This window comes from Kordiimonas aquimaris (assembly GCF_025574485.1).
Taxonomy (GTDB): domain Bacteria; phylum Pseudomonadota; class Alphaproteobacteria; order Sphingomonadales; family Kordiimonadaceae; genus Kordiimonas; species Kordiimonas aquimaris.
The window spans coordinates 498,301-515,242 of record NZ_JAOBPO010000003.1; the positions used below are offsets into that span (position 1 = coordinate 498,301).

The 16,942-nt window shown below is 46.6% G+C and carries 16 protein-coding genes; 4 read left to right on the forward strand and 12 right to left on the reverse strand.

The window, feature by feature from the left end; genetic code table 11:
* Window positions 1-5 precede the first annotated feature (5 nt).
* The 6 genes from OEU88_RS12065 to OEU88_RS12090 form a co-directional block, all read right to left on the reverse strand.
* Window positions 6-470 (reverse strand): MaoC family dehydratase, encoded by a 465-nt coding sequence (locus tag OEU88_RS12065; protein ID WP_262695427.1) that lies wholly within the window; start codon window positions 468-470, stop codon window positions 6-8.
* A 138-nt stretch (window positions 471-608) separates the two neighbouring features.
* A complete protein-coding gene (locus OEU88_RS12070; RefSeq protein WP_262695428.1) occupies window positions 609-1,424 on the reverse strand; it encodes an SDR family oxidoreductase in 816 nt (271 codons plus the stop codon).
* Window positions 1,417-2,649: an acyl-CoA dehydrogenase family protein gene (locus OEU88_RS12075; RefSeq protein ID WP_262695429.1), complete on the reverse strand. Its 1,233-nt coding sequence runs from the start codon at window positions 2,647-2,649 to the stop codon at window positions 1,417-1,419. The genes OEU88_RS12070 and OEU88_RS12075 overlap by 8 nt, the downstream gene beginning before the upstream one ends.
* On the reverse strand, window positions 2,649-4,385 hold the full coding sequence (locus OEU88_RS12080; protein ID WP_262695430.1) for a class I adenylate-forming enzyme family protein: 1,737 nt from the start codon (window positions 4,383-4,385) through the stop codon (window positions 2,649-2,651). The genes OEU88_RS12075 and OEU88_RS12080 overlap by 1 nt, the downstream gene beginning before the upstream one ends.
* Window positions 4,386-4,423: 38 nt before the next feature.
* Window positions 4,424-5,560, reverse strand: a complete 1,137-nt coding sequence (locus OEU88_RS12085) for an acyl-CoA dehydrogenase family protein (protein WP_262695431.1) — start codon at window positions 5,558-5,560, stop codon at window positions 4,424-4,426.
* 12 nt (window positions 5,561-5,572) lie between these two features.
* Entirely contained in the window at window positions 5,573-6,760 is a 1,188-nt protein-coding gene (locus OEU88_RS12090; protein WP_262695432.1) for an acyl-CoA dehydrogenase family protein, read from the reverse strand.
* Between the two features lie 217 nt (window positions 6,761-6,977).
* Between OEU88_RS12090 and OEU88_RS12095 the strand changes: the two genes are divergently transcribed.
* The 4 genes from OEU88_RS12095 (at window position 6,978) to OEU88_RS12110 (ending at window position 11,640) form a co-directional block, all read left to right on the forward strand.
* Window positions 6,978-8,417, forward strand: a complete 1,440-nt coding sequence (locus tag OEU88_RS12095) for an MATE family efflux transporter (RefSeq protein WP_262695433.1) — start codon at window positions 6,978-6,980, stop codon at window positions 8,415-8,417.
* Window positions 8,418-8,509: 92 nt separating this feature from the next.
* The gene (locus OEU88_RS12100; protein WP_262695434.1) at window positions 8,510-9,289 is read left to right on the forward strand and encodes a class II aldolase/adducin family protein; all 780 of its coding nucleotides are present in this window, start codon (window positions 8,510-8,512) and stop codon (window positions 9,287-9,289) included.
* Between the two features lie 10 nt (window positions 9,290-9,299).
* A complete protein-coding gene (locus OEU88_RS12105; RefSeq protein WP_262695435.1) occupies window positions 9,300-10,169 on the forward strand; it encodes an acyl-CoA thioesterase in 870 nt (289 codons plus the stop codon).
* Between the two features lie 100 nt (window positions 10,170-10,269).
* A complete protein-coding gene (locus tag OEU88_RS12110; RefSeq protein ID WP_262695436.1) occupies window positions 10,270-11,640 on the forward strand; it encodes a sensor histidine kinase in 1,371 nt (456 codons plus the stop codon).
* A gap of 29 nt (window positions 11,641-11,669) precedes the next feature.
* On the opposite strand, the gene OEU88_RS12115 is transcribed toward OEU88_RS12110, so the two are convergent.
* The 6 genes from OEU88_RS12115 to OEU88_RS12140 all read right to left on the reverse strand — a co-directional run bounded on the left by OEU88_RS12115 (window position 11,670) and on the right by OEU88_RS12140 (window position 16,919).
* Window positions 11,670-12,377, reverse strand: a complete 708-nt coding sequence (locus OEU88_RS12115; RefSeq protein ID WP_262695437.1) for a hypothetical protein — start codon at window positions 12,375-12,377, stop codon at window positions 11,670-11,672.
* A gap of 207 nt (window positions 12,378-12,584) precedes the next feature.
* Window positions 12,585-13,658, reverse strand: coding sequence for a phosphotransferase family protein (locus tag OEU88_RS12120; RefSeq protein ID WP_262695438.1), 1,074 nt, complete (start codon window positions 13,656-13,658; stop codon window positions 12,585-12,587).
* A 53-nt stretch (window positions 13,659-13,711) separates the two neighbouring features.
* A complete protein-coding gene (locus tag OEU88_RS12125; protein WP_262695439.1) occupies window positions 13,712-14,479 on the reverse strand; it encodes a glucose 1-dehydrogenase in 768 nt (255 codons plus the stop codon).
* An 11-nt stretch (window positions 14,480-14,490) separates the two neighbouring features.
* Entirely contained in the window at window positions 14,491-15,294 is an 804-nt protein-coding gene (locus OEU88_RS12130) for an SDR family NAD(P)-dependent oxidoreductase (RefSeq protein ID WP_262695440.1), read from the reverse strand.
* 36 nt (window positions 15,295-15,330) lie between these two features.
* A complete protein-coding gene (locus OEU88_RS12135; RefSeq protein WP_394805264.1) occupies window positions 15,331-15,768 on the reverse strand; it encodes an acyl-CoA thioesterase in 438 nt (145 codons plus the stop codon).
* Entirely contained in the window at window positions 15,765-16,919 is a 1,155-nt protein-coding gene (locus OEU88_RS12140; protein WP_262695442.1) for an iron-containing alcohol dehydrogenase, read from the reverse strand. Before OEU88_RS12140 ends, OEU88_RS12135 begins: the two co-directional genes overlap by 4 nt.
* Between the last annotated feature and the right edge of the window lie 23 nt (window positions 16,920-16,942).

Below are 16,942 nucleotides of genomic sequence, written 5' to 3' on the forward strand. Positions count from 1 at the left end.
CGGCTCTAACCGCCAACAACAACCATAGTAAGCCACTCTGCAATCAATGCAGGGTGCTTTTCATCTTTGATTTCAATCGTGATTTCGTTTTTGACCAACAAACGATTACCAGGTTTTTCAGTTACTTCGGTCAACTTAACCCGCGCCCGAATTTCACTGTCGACTTTCACCGGCGCTAAAAAGCGTACCTTGTCACAACCATAGTTAATGCCCATCACAGCACCTTCTACCTGCAGCATACCTTCACCCGCCAAGTGAGACAGTAGCGACAGCGTCAGAAAACCATGAGCGATCGTCGTACCAAAAGGTGTTTTTGCAGCCGCTTCTTTATCAACATGAATGAATTGATAGTCCTCGGTTACTTCTGCAAATTTGTTGATACGCTCTTGATCAATCAAGAACCAATCAGACAAACCAGTTTCTTTACCAATGTAATCAGAAAGCTGTTCTTTTGTTACAGTATCTGTCATATTCACCTCCTGTTACAGCGTAAGATACGCCGTTTTTTCCATGATCAAGTTTTGATTCAGCAATTAGCGATAATCTATTGAAACGAATCACGAATTAATAAACGAATCATTGATTCGAGGTGATTCGTGTTACTAAAATTATGGCATTGCAGATAAACCACCATCAAGCGGAATAATACCGCCTGTAATATAGCTTCCAGCCCGCGAACAAAGCATCAACAACACACCTGCTATATCTTCCGGCTCACCGCATCTGTGCAAGGGCACATTTGCTTCCATCGCACGCCTACGTGCGTCGTCCTGAATAACATGAGCCATCATGCGACTTGGGAACGGACCGGGTGCAATTGCATTAACGGTTATGTGCATAGAGGCAAATTCATTAGCTAACATTCGTGTTAAATGATGAATTGCAGCCTTACTGGCACCATAACTATACGCCTGATTAGAAACCGGACGCGTGCCTACAACAGAACCGAGATTTACAACACGCGCAGGATCATCAGATTTACCAGCTTGCTTCAATAACGGTAAAAGGTGCTTGGTCAGGTCCGCAACAGCCGTAACGTTCAAGGCCATTACAGAATCCCACTTTGCACGCGGAAACTCTTCAAAAGGTGCACCCCATGTTGTGCCAGAATTGTTAACCAGGATATCCAGTTTGCCTTCACGGTCAGCTAGCTCTTGCGCTAGTGCTGATGTCCCTTGCTCCGTACTCAGGTCAGCTTGCAGAGCGATTACAGTCCCAGGGCCAGCAGCGTTCAACTCGTCAGCTACAGCCTGACAGCTATCAAGACGACGCGACGCAATATAAACCTTACACCCTGCTCGCACGAGCGCTTCGGTGGCCATTGAGCCAATGCCGGATCCACCGCCTGTTACCAGTGCGACCTTGCCATTAACAGTGAACAAATTGTCCACTGTTAATGTTGTATTTTCACTTACCTCAGACACTATTCGAGCGGTATTTCTTCAGTTCAGTTCGCGCAATCACCATGCGGTGCACTGCATCTGGGCCGTCAGCAAACCGCAGCGTGCGCTGACCTGTCCACATCGCTGCGAGCGGGAAATCTTGACTGATACCGCGCCCACCATGCATCTGCATAGCTTCATCGATAACCTCAAGTGCCATCCGCGGCGCTTGTACCTTAATTTGCGATATATACGGCTGTGCGGCTTGCGTTCCGATCGTGTCCATCATGTATGCCGCTTTCAGACACAACAGGCGAGACATCTCAATACTTATACGAGCTTCAGCAATAATATCGTAGTTAGCACCAAGTTTGGCAAGTGGACGACCAAATGCTTCGCGTGTTGTTGCACGCTGGCAAAGTAGCTCAAGTGCACGCTCTGCAGCACCGATAGAGCGCATACAGTGATGGATACGGCCTGGGCCCAAGCGGCCTTGTGAAACTTCAAAGCCAGCACCTTCACCGAGGATCAAATTCCCTTTTGGAACGCGTACATTGGTGAAACGGATATGCATGTGGCCATGCGGTGCATCGTCATGCCCAAACACCATCATAGGACGCAGTATTTCAATACCGTCCGTTTTAGGGTCAACAAAGATCATGCTGTGCTGGTTCTTGCGCGGCGTATCTTCACCACCAGTTTTCACCATAACAACATACAGGGCGCAGCGCGGGTCTCCTGCACCTGATGCCCAGTATTTCTCACCATTGAGTACATACTCGTCACCGTCCAGAACAGCGCTCATTTCCAGATTTGTTGCGTCTGAAGATGCCACATCAGGTTCTGTCATCAGATAAGCAGAACGGATTTTTCCATCGAGAAGTGGCTTCAACCATTTATCTTTATGTTCCTGCGTACCATAGCGCTCTATCACTTCCATATTGCCCGTGTCTGGCGCACTGCAGTTAAAGCTCTCTGCTGCCAAATGAGAGCGACCCATTTCTTCGGCAAGATAAGCATATTCAACAGTCGTAAGGCCAAAACCTGCATCAGAATCCGTTAACCAAAAATTCCAAAGGCCATCTTTTTTGGCTTCAGATTTAAGGTTCTCAAGGATTTCCGTCATGCGCGCAGTGTAAGCAAAGCGCTCACCATCCTTGCCAACCTCGCTCAGATATTCTTCTTCAACCGGCATAACCTTTTCGTCAATAAAGCTGCGGATGCGGTCGCGCAGTGCGGTCGCCTTTTTACTTAAACCTAAATCCATTACTCATTCCTCTCAGTTTCAGACCGCCAAAGGTCTTGGTAATATGCTTTGATATTTTTACGATCAATCTTGCCAGACGCGATAAGTGGTAACGGCTCATCGACCAGCCAAATTTGTGCAGGTAATTTGTAAGCAGCTAGATGCGTCGCTGTTTCTTCAATAATTTTTTCTGGTGTTAATGCAGGATCACTTGTCACCACAACCGTACCGACTATTTCGCCGAGCATTTTATCCGGCAAAGAGAAAACCATAACATCATCAATGCCTTTGATACCGTGCAGAACACCTTCAACCTCAAGCGAGCTAATGTTCTCGCCGCCACGGATGATGATATCTTTCAAGCGGTCTACTATGAAAATGTAACCTTCATCGTCAATGTAACCAACATCACCCGTATGGAACCAACCATCATTAAACGCCGCTTTCGTTGCAGCAGGATTGTTCCAATACTTCGCAACATTCATGACTGATTTCAGGCAAATCTCACCGCGGTCGCCTGTCACACATTCTTTTCCGTCATCACCCACTATCTTCACAGACATAAGCGGTGGTGTTGCTCTGCCCACACTGTTTGGGCGTTCAACATATTCTTCACCAGCCAGAAGTGCGCCCATAGCGTTTGTTTCGGTCAGACCGTACCCAATGCCAGGGTTGGAATTAGGATATTCTTTCTTTATAAGCGCCACATGTTCAGGCGGGCGGGCGGCACCACCGCCGCCTAATTCACTGAGCGTAGACAGATCATATTTCTTGCGTAATGGATTGGTAGCAAACTCGTAAGACATTGTAGGGACACCGGTAAAGCTGGTCACGCCCTCTTTTTCAATAAGCTGAAAAGCGTTTTCAACGTCCCACTTGTGCATAATGATCAACTTACGGCCAACAGCCGCAGAAACCATGGCAACCGGCAACAACCCGGTGACATGGAAAAATGGTACAGCAACCAGCATCACTGGCTGAAAATCAGGATCACTGCTCACTTTGCCCTGCATCTTGAGACAGAGCGCAATCACAATCCAGTTAAACAAAACGCTGATAACACCGCGGTGTGTTGACGGCGCGCCTTTAGGAAAACCTGTAGACCCAGAGGTATAAAGCATCATGACCACATCATCAGTGTCCATATCAACCTCAGGCCATGCCATCGGTTTTTTACCTTCAAGAGCTGCATCGAAATCACTCAGACGAGGATGAGACGTGAACTCGTCACGAGCAACAATGATCTTGAAATCAAGCTCTTCCGCAGTAGCCATCATATATTCAGCACGGCGGCAATCAGTAACAGCAAGCGCAGCACCACAATCTTTCAGTGCCCAGTCAAGCTCTTCGCTTTTCCACCAAGCGTTCATCAAAACCGCAATGCCGCCTGACGCAACAATACCCATGTATGCAATAACCCATTCAGGATAATTACGCATAGCCAGCGCAACACGATCACCTTTTTTGACACCATAATCATCGACCAAAGCCTGAGCAAATTGGCTGGCTTTCTCAATGGTTTGAGCGAAAGTCAGACGCGTGTCTCCGTACACAAGATACTCTCTGTCACCGTGACCATAAAACATCATCAACGCATCACGCATTGTTGCCGGTTGGTGAGCGAAAACCGTCTGCATACGACCATTCACCTCTGCTTCGGTTGTGGCAAAAGGCATTGTCGGCGTTGTCAGCATCGCGATCAAATCATCGATCGGTGTCGCCGGATCTACTTCCGGTAGTTGCAAGTTCTCAAGCATTGTCTCTCCCCGAACAATTCATCGAACAGTTAAAAATCCTAGTAACTAGAGCATGTGGCAAAACGATCAGTGTGGAAATTACTATCGCCCAAGAACTGTTGTAAAATTCTGGCTCGTTTGATGTAAAAACCAATATCGAACTCATCAGTCATGCCGATGCCGCCATGCATCTGTATCGCTTCATTAGTCGCGAGTTCCGCCGTTTTAGATGCTTTAGCCTTAGCAAGGCTTGCGAACCAGCGAATATCACCACCAGTATCAGCCATCTGCATCGCTTTAAGCACTGCAGATCGTGTTAACTCTATTTCACTGAATAGATGCGCTGCACGATGTTGCAGACCCTGAAATGTACCGATCAAAACACCAAATTGCTTGCGTTCTTGCAAGTATTTTACTGTTTGATCCAAACACTCTTGCGCTACACCTAAAAGCTCAGCTGCAACAATGATACGAGCACGGTCTAATGCAGGCTCAATCAAACTCAATCCCTCATCTGCGGCACCGAGCATAGCGTCAGACGAAACTGTCACACTCTCAAAGGTTACTTTAGCCCAATTGCGGCTATCCGTCATCACGGTCCTGTCGACGATCAATCCCGAAGCGCCCTTTTCAACGAGGAACAAGCTAACACCGCCGCTTTCGCCTGCTTCACCGGATGTACGGGCAGCTACAATAATCGTATCAGCGACATGACCATCGCAAACGAAGGTTTTCAGACCGCTTAGTGTGTAGCCACTGTCTGTTTTAATTGCTTTAAGTGCTATTTTATCGGGGTTGTGGTGAGCACCCTCATCAATCGCCAAAGTCACAATCTTCTCGCCAGATGCTATCTGTGGCAACAAATCTGATTTCTGCTCATCACTGCCTGCGGCTTCAATCACTGACGCTGCGATAACAGCGCTGGACAGATACGGTGAAGCAGATAGCGTTTTACCCATCGCTTCAGCAACAATACCTGCGCCAACAACACCGAAATTAACGCCGCCATTATCTTCATCAACGAGCAGTCCGGCAAAACCCATTTCGCTCATCTCTACCCATAACTCTTTCGAATAGCCCACTTCATCACGGTTATCACGCAGCGCACGCAACTGGCTTACAGGTGCTTTTTCAGCTAAAAAGCCTTCTGCAGAATCTTTGAGTAGTTGCTGCTCTTCACTTAAAACTAATGCCACAATCTGTACTCCTTACGCCGGTAAATCTAGAATGCGTTTTGATATGATATTGAGTTGCACTTCAGACGTGCCGCCCTCAATAGAATTGGCTTTCGTCCGCAACCAGTTGCGCGCAATATCGCCTTCGTTGGAATATTGCCCTTCCCACTCCAGTGCATCAGAACCATTCACTTTCAGGATCATCTCATGTCGCTGTTTATTAAGTTCAGTGCCGTAATATTTAAGCATTGACGAAAAGGCGCCGATATCGCCGCCAGCCTTGGCCTCGTCTTTGGCACGCTCTAGCGTGAACATAAAAGCAGCGGCATCAATCTCGTGCTCTGCAATCTGGTGGCGCAGCATTGTCTCTGAAATTTGCCCGTCATCGCTAAGACCAAGTTTATCTTTGGCGAGCATATTGAGCGGCGTTGGAACCCCCATGTCGCTAATACCGGTACGCTCATGCGTCAAAAGATATTTCGCAATAGTCCAGCCCTTATTTTCTTCACCAACAAGGTTGGATTTCAGTGCGATCGCATTGTCGAAAAACGTCTCACAGAAGGGAGAATTACCTGAAATAAGCTTGATAGGCTTTGTTGAGACACCTTCCTGATCCATATCAAACAGAACAAAACTGATACCATGATGTTTTGATCCGGTATTGTCTGTACGCACCAGACAGAATATCCAGTCAGCCTTGTCAGCATAGGAAGTCCAAACCTTTTGCCCGTTAAGAACATAATGGTCTCCTTTGTCTTCCGCCTTAGTCGCCAAAGAAGCCAAATCTGAGCCAGCGTTGGGCTCTGAATACCCTTGGCACCAACGAATTTCACCGCGTGCGATTTTCGGAAGGTGCTCAAGCTTTTGTTCGTGTGTCCCAAATTTCAAAAGAGCGGGACCAAGCATCCATATGCCAAATGATACTAGCGGGCTTTTGGCTTTCACCCTGCGAAGTTCAGATGCAAGAACCTTCGCTTCAGCATTAGACAGTCCAGCGCCGCCGTATTCAGTAGGCCATGTGGGCACAGTCCACCCTTTTGAGGCCATGCGGTCCAGCCATAATTTTTGATCTTCAGACTTGAATTCAAAATTACGGCCACCCCAGCATACATCGTCTTCACCAGAGGCAAGTCCACCAGTTGCGCTAGCACGCATAGACATTGGACAATTTTCCTCTAGCCAGCTACGAACCTCATTGCGAAAACCATCTAAATCAGCCATTGAATACTCCCTCACTCGACAGCGATCAATTAAGTGATTGATCACCCACACGCTGTTGAAATTGACAAAACCTAATCACAAGATTTTTTTGTTTCACAAGTGACATCGTTCACAGACGGACTAAGTCAAGCAAACGAAGATAATTATATTGTAATTATCGCAATTTTAACGCTACGGCTCTCTGGAGTTCGTGCAACGACTGACTTTAAAGGGCAATATGGCAAGGCTTACACAAGAAAACGCCTTATCTCAAAATAAGGTATGGCGACTGGCAGGCCCTAATATCATCAGTAATATTCTGATGGTTTCTATTTCGTTCGCGCATCTTTGGATTGTTGCACCCTTTGGCTCGGAAATGAGCGCTGCAGTTGTCACTGGCGGTCGCATACACTTTCTCCTTATGTCAGCGGCTATGGCGTTATCTGTGGCTACAACAGCAATTGTTGCACGTGCATGGGGCGCCGAAGATACCAAACATGCATCGGCTGCTACAACCAGCTCGTTAATTTTAGCAATGCTTATTTCGCTCCTTCTCGGTGCGATCACATTCTTTTTTGCTGAACAGATCATTGGTTTCTTCAAACTTGACCCGGTTTCCAATACGCTCGCCATAGCCTATGTGAAGCCCGCCGCCATATTGAATGTTCTATTTGCACTTGTTCTCACCACAGCAACTGCTTTTCGGGCCATTGGCGATGTGGTGCGGCCACTACAATATAGCGCCTTTGCAACCGCTATAGGCATTGCCGGTTCATATATATTTATGCATGGTAGTTTAGGTTTGCCAAAACTTGGCATTGCAGGCATTCCATGGGGTACAGCTGCCGGGCAAGCATGTGTATTGCTTTGGTTCAGCGTATGGTGGCTTCTGAAGAAGTACCGGTTAGTTCCAGTTGGAAGCGCATTATTTGACATGCGCATATTGAAAAACCTGATCGTGATCGGTGCGCCTGCAGCACTTGAGCAGGTGATTATACAAACCAGTTTTGTGTTATTTATGGTGCTTGTCGCTGATTATGGAACCAATGCGTTCGCTGCATATGGCATTGGTATTACGATTTTAAGCATATGTATCGTTGTTGGCATGGGGTTTGGCGCAGCAAGCGCCGCACTATCAGGACAGAACCTTGGTGCAAGAAACCCTGAAGCAGCCCGCGCCAATGGGTGGCTGTCAATGAAAATGGCCACGATCAGCATGTCTATTATCGCAGTAGTAACGCTGATATTCAGAGAACCTTTAGCTGCCTTACTTTCGATTGACCCAGACGTTCAGCAATATACAGCAAACTTCATTATTATATTGGCGATCATTCAACCACTGATGGCGATCGAGTTTGCCATTGGTAGTGCCTTGCGGGGCTGCGGAGAAACTCGCTTCCCGCTTTTCGTCACATTCACCGGCGTTATTGTTGGCCGTTTCAGTTTCGGCTATATGGTCATATTACTGGACGGCCCTGTAGAAGCAATGTACGCGGTAATCATCGCTGACTATGCTATTAAGGCACTTATGCTCGTGCTCAGGTTTCGATCAGATCGGTGGCTTAAATCATCAGATCACGCCCCTCTACCTGTTCAATCCGTGGCAGGCTTTGTTCGCACGTCAGTTCGCTCATACTTTGGCAAACGCACGGACAAAAACGACAATTTAAGTAACTGATTTACTACTTCGTTTGGACCTGATCAGTTTTTGCTCTAAATCGAAGAACAGATACATGTATGAATATGTGCAGCAATGCAAAGGAGACCAGTATGAGTACGCCGGGTGTTATGGATATACCATCTGTTAAAGATCAAGTTAGCGAAGAAGAATGGCAGGCACGAGTTGATCTGGCTGCTGCTTATCGCATGTGTGCACATTACGGTTGGGATGACCTGATCTACACCCATTTGTCAGCCCGTGTACCTGGCGGCGATCATCACTTCCTTATCAATCCGCTTGGTCTGATGTTCGAAGAAATGACCGCATCCAGTCTGATCAAAGTGGACCTGTCAGGCAAAGCGTTGATGGAAACACCTTTTATCCCAAATGCCGCAGGCTTCGTTATACACAGTGCAATCCATGCTGCCCGCGAAGATGCAGGCTGCGTGATACATCTACATACTGACTATGGCATTGCAGTATCTAATCTCGCATCTGGTCTGGAACCACTTTGCCAATCATCAATACCGCCGCATTCTACCATTGCATATCATGACTATGAGGGTTTTGCCGTTAACGACGGTGAACAGGAGCGACTTGTTACAGATATTGGTGACGCTCGTGCATTAATCCTGCGCAATCACGGAACGCTAACCGTTGGTGAAACAATTCCACAAGCATTTGAATTGATGTTCTTCCTTGAAAAAGCCTGCAAAACGCAAATCCTTACCAGGGCAACAGGCATGCCGCTTTATGCACCCAGCGAGGAATCCATGAGCAATGCTATTCGTGATGTTCAGGTAGTTGCTGGCGCACGCGGAGCGGACAACTTCGTTTGGCCTGCTATTCTACGCAAGCTGGATCGTGCTGATACCAGTTACCGAACGTAAAAGAGTATTTATGACCTCAGTTTCACAAGTGATTAGCTCACTTTCTCTGACAAAGCTGGATAAGCTACTGTTTAGTGGTAATCCAAACGACTGGCCGAACCGACATGTTTTTGGCGGCCACGTTGCCGCACAAGCAATGGAAGCGGCAGAACGCACTATTGAACCTGAATACAGTCTGCATTCTTTTCACAGCCATTTTCTCCGCCCCGGCATTGCAGGCCAACCGATCATTTATGACGTTGACCCTATCAGGGACGGGCGCAGCTTTGCGACACGCTTGGTCGTTGCCAAGCAAAACGGCGAAGCCATATTTACGCTCGCTGCTTCCTTTCATGTTGGCGAAGACGGTATTGAGCATCAAATCGATATGCCTGATGTACCGCAGCCAGAAGACCTGGATGATGATGAAGCATACTATTCCCGTGTATTGAAAGCTTTTGCCAGCAAAGGAAAAGAACGCCCGTTTTTTCCTTTTGAAACCCGCGCTATCAAACGCATGAACATTGATGACCCCAAGCCCGAGAACCCGGTAACTGGTTATTGGTTAAAGTTAAAAGAAACAACAAACGATGACCAAAAACTTCATCGCCGGCTACTTGCGTACATATCTGACTTCGCTTTTCTGTCATCAAACCTGCGCCCTCATGCCATGATCCCTCGGGATCCAAAGCTCAAAACTGTTGCCAGCCTTGACCATGCTATGTGGTTTCATGCCGATAATTTTCGCGTTGATGACTGGATTTATTATAAGACCGAAGGATACTGGACAGGTAAAGGGCGCGGTCTTGCCCGCGGCGCACTTTATGCACGCGACGGTCGCCTTTTAGCGTCAACCGCACAGGAAAGCTTACTAAGATTAAAACCGCAGGAATCAAAATAGCAATCTTAGGTTTAGTTTTTACAACATTGCATAGACGAAGAACTTTAACTAAGCAGTAGCTTGTATTGAGTACAGTTTCAGTCTCTGTTTAGGTACATACGTGCTAAGTAATATAGATCTCATTTATCGTGAGCAATTGAAACAAGTTAAAGCAACCTGCATTGCCCAATCGGCAATGGTGCCGGCTTGGGCTTTGGTATTTGTTTTACTGATTAGTGGCATTTTTCCGGCCATCGGTGATGTGGCGATCAATCGTCTCTCGTTGTTTATGTTTCTTATCGTTGGCTGGGGAATAACTTCATATACTGTCGGGACAAGTGTCGACAAATGGCTTGCCGCAGACAAAATAGACACTGCCTCTAAAGTAATTATCACATTATTTTTGATAAACGGGCTAATTGGTGGCTTTGGCTTCTGGTTATTCTGGGTGGAAGGTCATCTAACATCAAACCTGTTCTTATGTATGGTTATGCTGGTTATTGTTAGTGTTTACTCAATTGAACTGAATATCTATATGCCCGGATTTACTGCCGGGCTCTCAAGTCTTGCAATCCTTATATTTGCGCGCCTTGTGACCAGCGAGAATGAAGTTGCAAATGTTTTTGCCTTCATTGTCCCACCAATGATCGCATGGTATTTCTATATGGGGATCCGAGGGAACCGTATTATTATATCTCACATAAGCACACGAATTGAAAAAGAAGCCTTAAACGACGAACTATGTGCCACAACCAAATACCTGAAGAAAACTCTTACTGAGGCCGAGGTTGCCAGCAAAACCAAAGATACATTTTTTGCAAGTATGAGTCATGATTTGCAAACACCACTCAATGCGATTTCGGGCTTTAATCAAGTTTTACATCGCCAGATATTCGGCCCTCTCAACGAGAAACAGCGCGAATATACAGACCACATTCAAGAAGCAACACATCATCTACAAACATTGATCAAAGATGTTCTAACAATATCATCACTTCGCTCAGGTGAATATGCGGTTACATGCAAAAAAACTGACCTTAGAATTCCGATACAAAAAGCGATAGGTATCCTTTTGGGTGCCCATCCGAACGCGGAACACCAATTGACAACTGATATACCAGATACGCCTGTTTGGGCTGATATTGATGCAGATCGGTTTATAGAATGCGTGCTGAATTTGCTAACCAATGCAGTGAAATACACGCCTGAGAAAGCACCTATCTCTATTTTGGTTGAGGTAGGCAATCCGTATCATCAAGTCCATATTATCGATTCCGGTGAAGGTATGTCTGAAGAAGACATCGAAGCCGCGTACAAACCTTTCTCACGGATCAAAACATCTTCGAGTTCAGGTAAGCAGGGAACGGGCCTCGGGCTGTCTATCGTCAAACAACTGATCGAGAAGCAAAATGGTAAATTCAATTTGATCACACAAAAAAGTGGCGGCATACGCGCCACACTTCATGCCCTTGCCGCTAAAGAAGTTCCGTAGTCATAAACACAGGCTACTCTATCGTATCCTTAATGTGCTTTGGATGCTTTTTTACGTCGCCAAACAACATAGCGCACCTCGGCACCGCTCAATATATTACGCCGCAAGCCTGAGCCAGACTTAACAATGCCCAGGGTCTTTAGTGCCATTTTCTTTTGATTGTACTCGGGTTCCCATTTTTCAAGCTCAAGATAGCTTTTACGGATTTGCTGTGCCGTTTCCTGACTAACGTCATAGTTGCCGGCAAGAGAAAAATATTTACTCAGAGTATTCTGGCGCGTTGGAAGTTTATTCGAAACCTGCGAATACACCAGATACCCCCCAGGGCGCACCATGGCTTGAACATTTTCTGTCCATTCCTGATTTTCTCTAAACGCGCGCAGATCGTCCATGCAAAACAGCGCATGAAAACGCTTTTTGCCGCGCATAATAGGATCATTAAGATGTTTGTTCGGGTAAATCTTTACCGCAGCATTATCTCTGAACGTGTGCTCCAGGTGATCAAGACATTCCGTACGACCCTCGTAAGCATCAACAACAAATCCGCGCGAGGATAATGTTTTTACCAAACGTCCGCCACCAGGACCAATAACACCAATATGAGCCCGGTCAGGTAAATCACTGAACATTGCCATAGTGTCAATAATGTCCAAGCTTAATGGACGTTCACAATAATCCATATTTTGGCCATTGAACATTAAGTCCAACGCCATTGAAAAAGCTAATCTCTCACTCATAAATCGACACGCTCCTGCACTGGTTATGGGTCACCCCAACAGTGTGGATATAGCGCCCCTTTCCCCGAGCGAAAACCACGACAAAACTATGCTGCCAAACACAATGACTTCATACGGCATAATGTTGAAAGTACAAATATTTACAGATAAATAGATTAAAACTTTATGAAGTTTACATCACAACTTAGTCAGCATAGATTATCGCCGTCAGATATTGGACTTCTCAATCAACTGTCGTGCGTAATTCCCAAGCACATTGGTGCGCTCACCAAATACAGCAAACGTCGGGTTCTTGCTTTGACCATGATAGTACCGATAATAAATCTGCTGAATGATTACCGCTAAGCGGAACACACCGTATACCATATAATAGTCAAAATTGGAGAGATCGTAGCCGGTTCTTTCCGCGTACATGTCACAGATTTCACGCCGTGTCAGCATGCCCGGGGCATAGCTTGGTTGCGAGCGGAACATCTTCATATCATCAGGGTCATCAGCTTGTGTCCAATAGGCAAGCGTGTTGCCTAAATCCATTAAAGGATCACCAAGAGCGCTGATCTCCCAATCAAGAACTGCGATGATATCGAACGGATTTTCTTCAGACAGAATCACATTATCAAGACGGTAATCACCATGCAGAATTGAATGGCCTACCTCACCTTTAGGCATGTTTGTTTCCAACCAGGAACGCACATCCTCAAAGCTTTCCACGTCATCAGTGATAGCTTTTTCGTACCGACCGTTCCAACCAAGCACTTGGCGTGAAACATACCCTTCAGGGCGGCCAAAATCACCGAGACCGATCGCTTTATAATCAACACGATGCAAATCAATCAATTTATCAAAAAATGAAATGCATAACTTGCGCCCCTCGTCTTCACCAAAGTTCCAGGCTTTAGGGATATCCCGGTCCAGCTTGCGGCCGTCCACTTGTTCCATCACGTAAAACTCAGCTCCAAGCGGGCTGTCTTCGTCACCCACATGGAAAAAAGTCTCGGGAACAGAGGAAAACACAGGCTTCAGTGCATTCATTACACTGAATTCCCTGATCATGCTGTGGCCAGATTTTGGCCGCGTTCCATGCGGCGGGCGGCGCAGCACCAAATTACGATTTTCATACTGAAGCGAATACGTCAGGTTGGAATGACCGCTGGCAAATTGTCGAATGGTTGGCACGCCTATAAGGCCTGTAATACGCTCTTTAACAAACGCATCAACAACAGCAATATCCAACTCTTCGCCTTCACGTATCTTAACTGTCTTATTCAGTTCTTCGGTCATATTTCGCCTCTGGTCCGTATATTTATTCTGCTTACTCTGGATGAACCTTATGGTTAAGCCGTATGGCCACCGTCCATCACAAGTGTTGTGCCTGTTGTAAATGCAGCAGCGTCTGATGCCAGATACAATACACCACCAACCATATCATCAGGCTGACCAGCACGCGGAATTGGAAATGTATCAGTATATTTTTTCAACTGATCTTCATTTGACGTAAATACCTGTGTCATTTTCGTTTCTACAAGACCTGGGCAAATCGCATTTACGCGGATACCCATTGGACCGTATTCACATGCAAACGCCTTGGTCATGTTAATCATGGCAGATTTGGTCATGGAATATACACCCTGCAGTGCACCTGGTGTAATGCCATTAATGGATGCAACATTCACAATCGCGCCAGCGCCTTGTTCTTTCATCATTTTAACCGCATGAGATGACAGGTAGAACGGCCCTTTCAGATTTACGTCAATCGTTTTATCAAACGCAGCTTCAGGTGTGTCGCCGATCAAACCATAAAACGGGTTTGTGCCACTACAATTAACCAACACATCAAGGCGTCCATACTCTGCCTGTATCCAATCGAAAATGGCAGTTACATCTTCCATTTTACCAGCATGGGCTGCTTTAGCGGTTGCTTTGCCGCCATCTGCGCGAATGCTCTCCGCAACTTTTTCACAAGCAGTCTGATCACGAGAAGATACAATAACTTCTGCACCATTGGCAGCAAACGCACGCACAACAGCTTCACCGATACCACGTGAAGAACCACTGACAAAAACAACCTTGTCAGAGAAATCCATGAGTTTTGTATAATCCATTCTTTATCTCCCTAAACTGGTCTGCCGGTTAACTCGAGTTGACGACGGCGCATCTTGCGCATGCCGCCAACCCAGCGATCATAATCATTTGCTTTATGCTTGAAGTAACCTTCAACTTCCTCGTGCGGACGGATCATAAAGCGCCCTTCCCGCATTTGACCAAGTACGCGACGGGCAAACTCATCTGCTTCCATTAAACCATCACCAGCCGCTGAGCTATTCTCGCCGCCTGCTGTCATTTTTGATTTTACCGCCTGCGGACATAGTGCCGCAACATACAAACCATCATCACCGTGTGTTATCGCAAGGCTTTCTGCAAAACCTACTGCAGCGTGTTTAGTGGTAGAATATGAGATATCACCTGTTTGACTAAGCAAACCAGCTGCAGACGCCGTTATAACAAAACCGGCATTGCCTCGCTCAAGCATACCAGGGAGAACAGCACGTAGCGCGTGGACATGTGCATGGACATTCACCTGCCATATCTTCTCCCACTGTGCATCTGTCTGCGAAATTGCGGTCCATTCTGGTCCGTCAGAGAAGAAAATGCCTGCGTTTGAGAAATAAAGATCAATCGGACCAAAGCTCGCTTCAACATCATCCACAGCGGCCTTCACTGCGTTAGCATCTGTCACATCAAGGCTGTAAGCTTTTGCTTTTGCACCAATACCATCAGCAACAGCCTGCGCACCGCCAGCATCCATATCTGCAACAGCGATTGCTTTTGCACCTTCTGCTGCGAACAATTCGGCAAGCGCTTTGCCAATGCCACTCGCACCACCGGTAATAAAAATTACCTTGTCTTTAACATCCATGAAACTTCCCCAGTCTTCTCAAATCTTCGCACTGATTTATACGCTTAAGGCAATCGCCTCCAGCTGCGCTCTCATCGTCTCAGGTATTGATGTGGGGCGGCGCGTCTCTCTGTCCACATAAACATGTACAAAAAAACCTTCTGCGGCAGCTTCCTGCTGTTCGTCAATAAACAAACCAATTTCATAGCGTACGCTGGATTTACCAATATGACTAACTGCAACGCATGCCAACACTGATTGAGGGAAAGTTATAGAGGCATGATAACGGCACCCTGTTTCGACCACTAAACCAATAGTCTCCCCAGCATGAATATCCAGAATGCCCTTATTAATCAGGAATTGATTAACAGCAGTATCAAAGAAGCTATAATAATTGACGTTATTGACATGCCCATAAACATCATTATCCATCCACCGTGTCGGGATGGTTTGTTTGTATCCGTACACTTTTCGAGATCTGGTTTCTTGCTTCACCACGCGGCCTCATAAATCTTCAAAGCCTGGTCCTCTGAAACATCGACAGGGTTATTCATAAGTAATCGCGTTTGTTGCATAGCATCCTTTGCAAGCATTGGCAGGTCAGACTGCTTGATTTTCATATCGCGCAACCTTGTTTCAATACCCGTTTTGGCAGACAAGTTTTCAAGCCATGAAATAAACATACGCGTTTTCTCTTGAACGTTGCTGCCTGCCAATCCAACAACATCAGCAAGCTCAGCATACAAGGGGGCTGCTGCATCAGCATTAAACTTAAGAACATACGGCAAAACAAGTGCATTGGCATGCCCGTGAGGAATATGAAAATACCCGCCCAGCGGATAGGCAAGCGCGTGTACTGCCCCAACGGGTGCATTTGCAAACGCCTGCCCCGCGATCATTGCACCGGTTAACATTGCTGAACGTGCTTCTATATCACTGCCATCTTCACAAGCAGGCAAAAGGTTTTCGCCCAGCATTACCAACGCCGTTTTAGCAAGCGCATCAGAAACAGGGTTTTTCTTGATACGTGACGTACAAGCTTCGATGGCATGGACCATCGCATCAATGCCCGTTGCTGCTGTTGCATGCCTTGGCAAACCAACCGTGAGCTTTGCGTCAAGCACCGCCATATCAGCATATAATGCGCGATCAGAAACACCCATCTTGGTCGTGGCGCCTGTTGTGATAACAGATATTGGCGTCACCTCAGAACCTGTCCCTGCCGTTGTCGGCACCATCACAAGCGGCAATCTTGAAGACCTGACATTGCCAACGCCGTACATACCTGAGAGCTCTTGCTCACCACATGCAAGGATCGCAACCAGCTTCGCAACATCCATCGAGCTACCGCCACCAAACCCGATGATCAGCTCAACTTGTTCTGCCATCGCTATAGCCGCAGCCTTTTTCAGCGTTGCCTCTGATGGGTCAGCTTCCACATCAGTGAAAACTATCACGGTCTTACCTGCCTTCTTCAGGCTAGCAATTGCAGGCTCCATAAGCCCCAGCTTCGCAATACCAGGGTCGCTAACTATCATTATTTTAGATACAGAAAACCTGGCGGATAAAGTTTCTGCCAAGCGCTCTGTCGCACCGTTTTCAACAATGATGGATGGTACACCGTCAAACGTAAAATTTTGTGTCATAATCGCCTCTTTTGAGTCGACCA

Bases quoted from the DNA above. Each gene is read 5' to 3' on its own strand.
- OEU88_RS12065 (WP_262695427.1), bottom strand. From the start codon at position 470: ATGACAGATACTGTAACAAAAGAACAGCTTTCTGATTACATTGGTAAA.
- OEU88_RS12075 (WP_262695429.1), bottom strand. From the start codon at position 2,649: ATGGATTTAGGTTTAAGTAAAAAGGCGACCGCACTGCGCGACCGCATC.
- OEU88_RS12080 (WP_262695430.1), bottom strand. From the start codon at position 4,385: ATGCTTGAGAACTTGCAACTACCGGAAGTAGATCCGGCGACACCGATC.
- OEU88_RS12090 (WP_262695432.1), bottom strand. From the start codon at position 6,760: ATGGCTGATTTAGATGGTTTTCGCAATGAGGTTCGTAGCTGGCTAGAG.
- OEU88_RS12095 (WP_262695433.1), top strand. From the start codon at position 6,978: ATGGCAAGGCTTACACAAGAAAACGCCTTATCTCAAAATAAGGTATGG.
- OEU88_RS12100 (WP_262695434.1), top strand. From the start codon at position 8,510: ATGAGTACGCCGGGTGTTATGGATATACCATCTGTTAAAGATCAAGTT.
- OEU88_RS12105 (WP_262695435.1), top strand. From the start codon at position 9,300: ATGACCTCAGTTTCACAAGTGATTAGCTCACTTTCTCTGACAAAGCTG.
- OEU88_RS12115 (WP_262695437.1), bottom strand. From the start codon at position 12,377: ATGAGTGAGAGATTAGCTTTTTCAATGGCGTTGGACTTAATGTTCAAT.
- OEU88_RS12120 (WP_262695438.1), bottom strand. From the start codon at position 13,658: ATGACCGAAGAACTGAATAAGACAGTTAAGATACGTGAAGGCGAAGAG.
- OEU88_RS12125 (WP_262695439.1), bottom strand. From the start codon at position 14,479: ATGGATTATACAAAACTCATGGATTTCTCTGACAAGGTTGTTTTTGTC.
- OEU88_RS12130 (WP_262695440.1), bottom strand. From the start codon at position 15,294: ATGGATGTTAAAGACAAGGTAATTTTTATTACCGGTGGTGCGAGTGGC.
- OEU88_RS12140 (WP_262695442.1), bottom strand. From the start codon at position 16,919: ATGACACAAAATTTTACGTTTGACGGTGTACCATCCATCATTGTTGAA.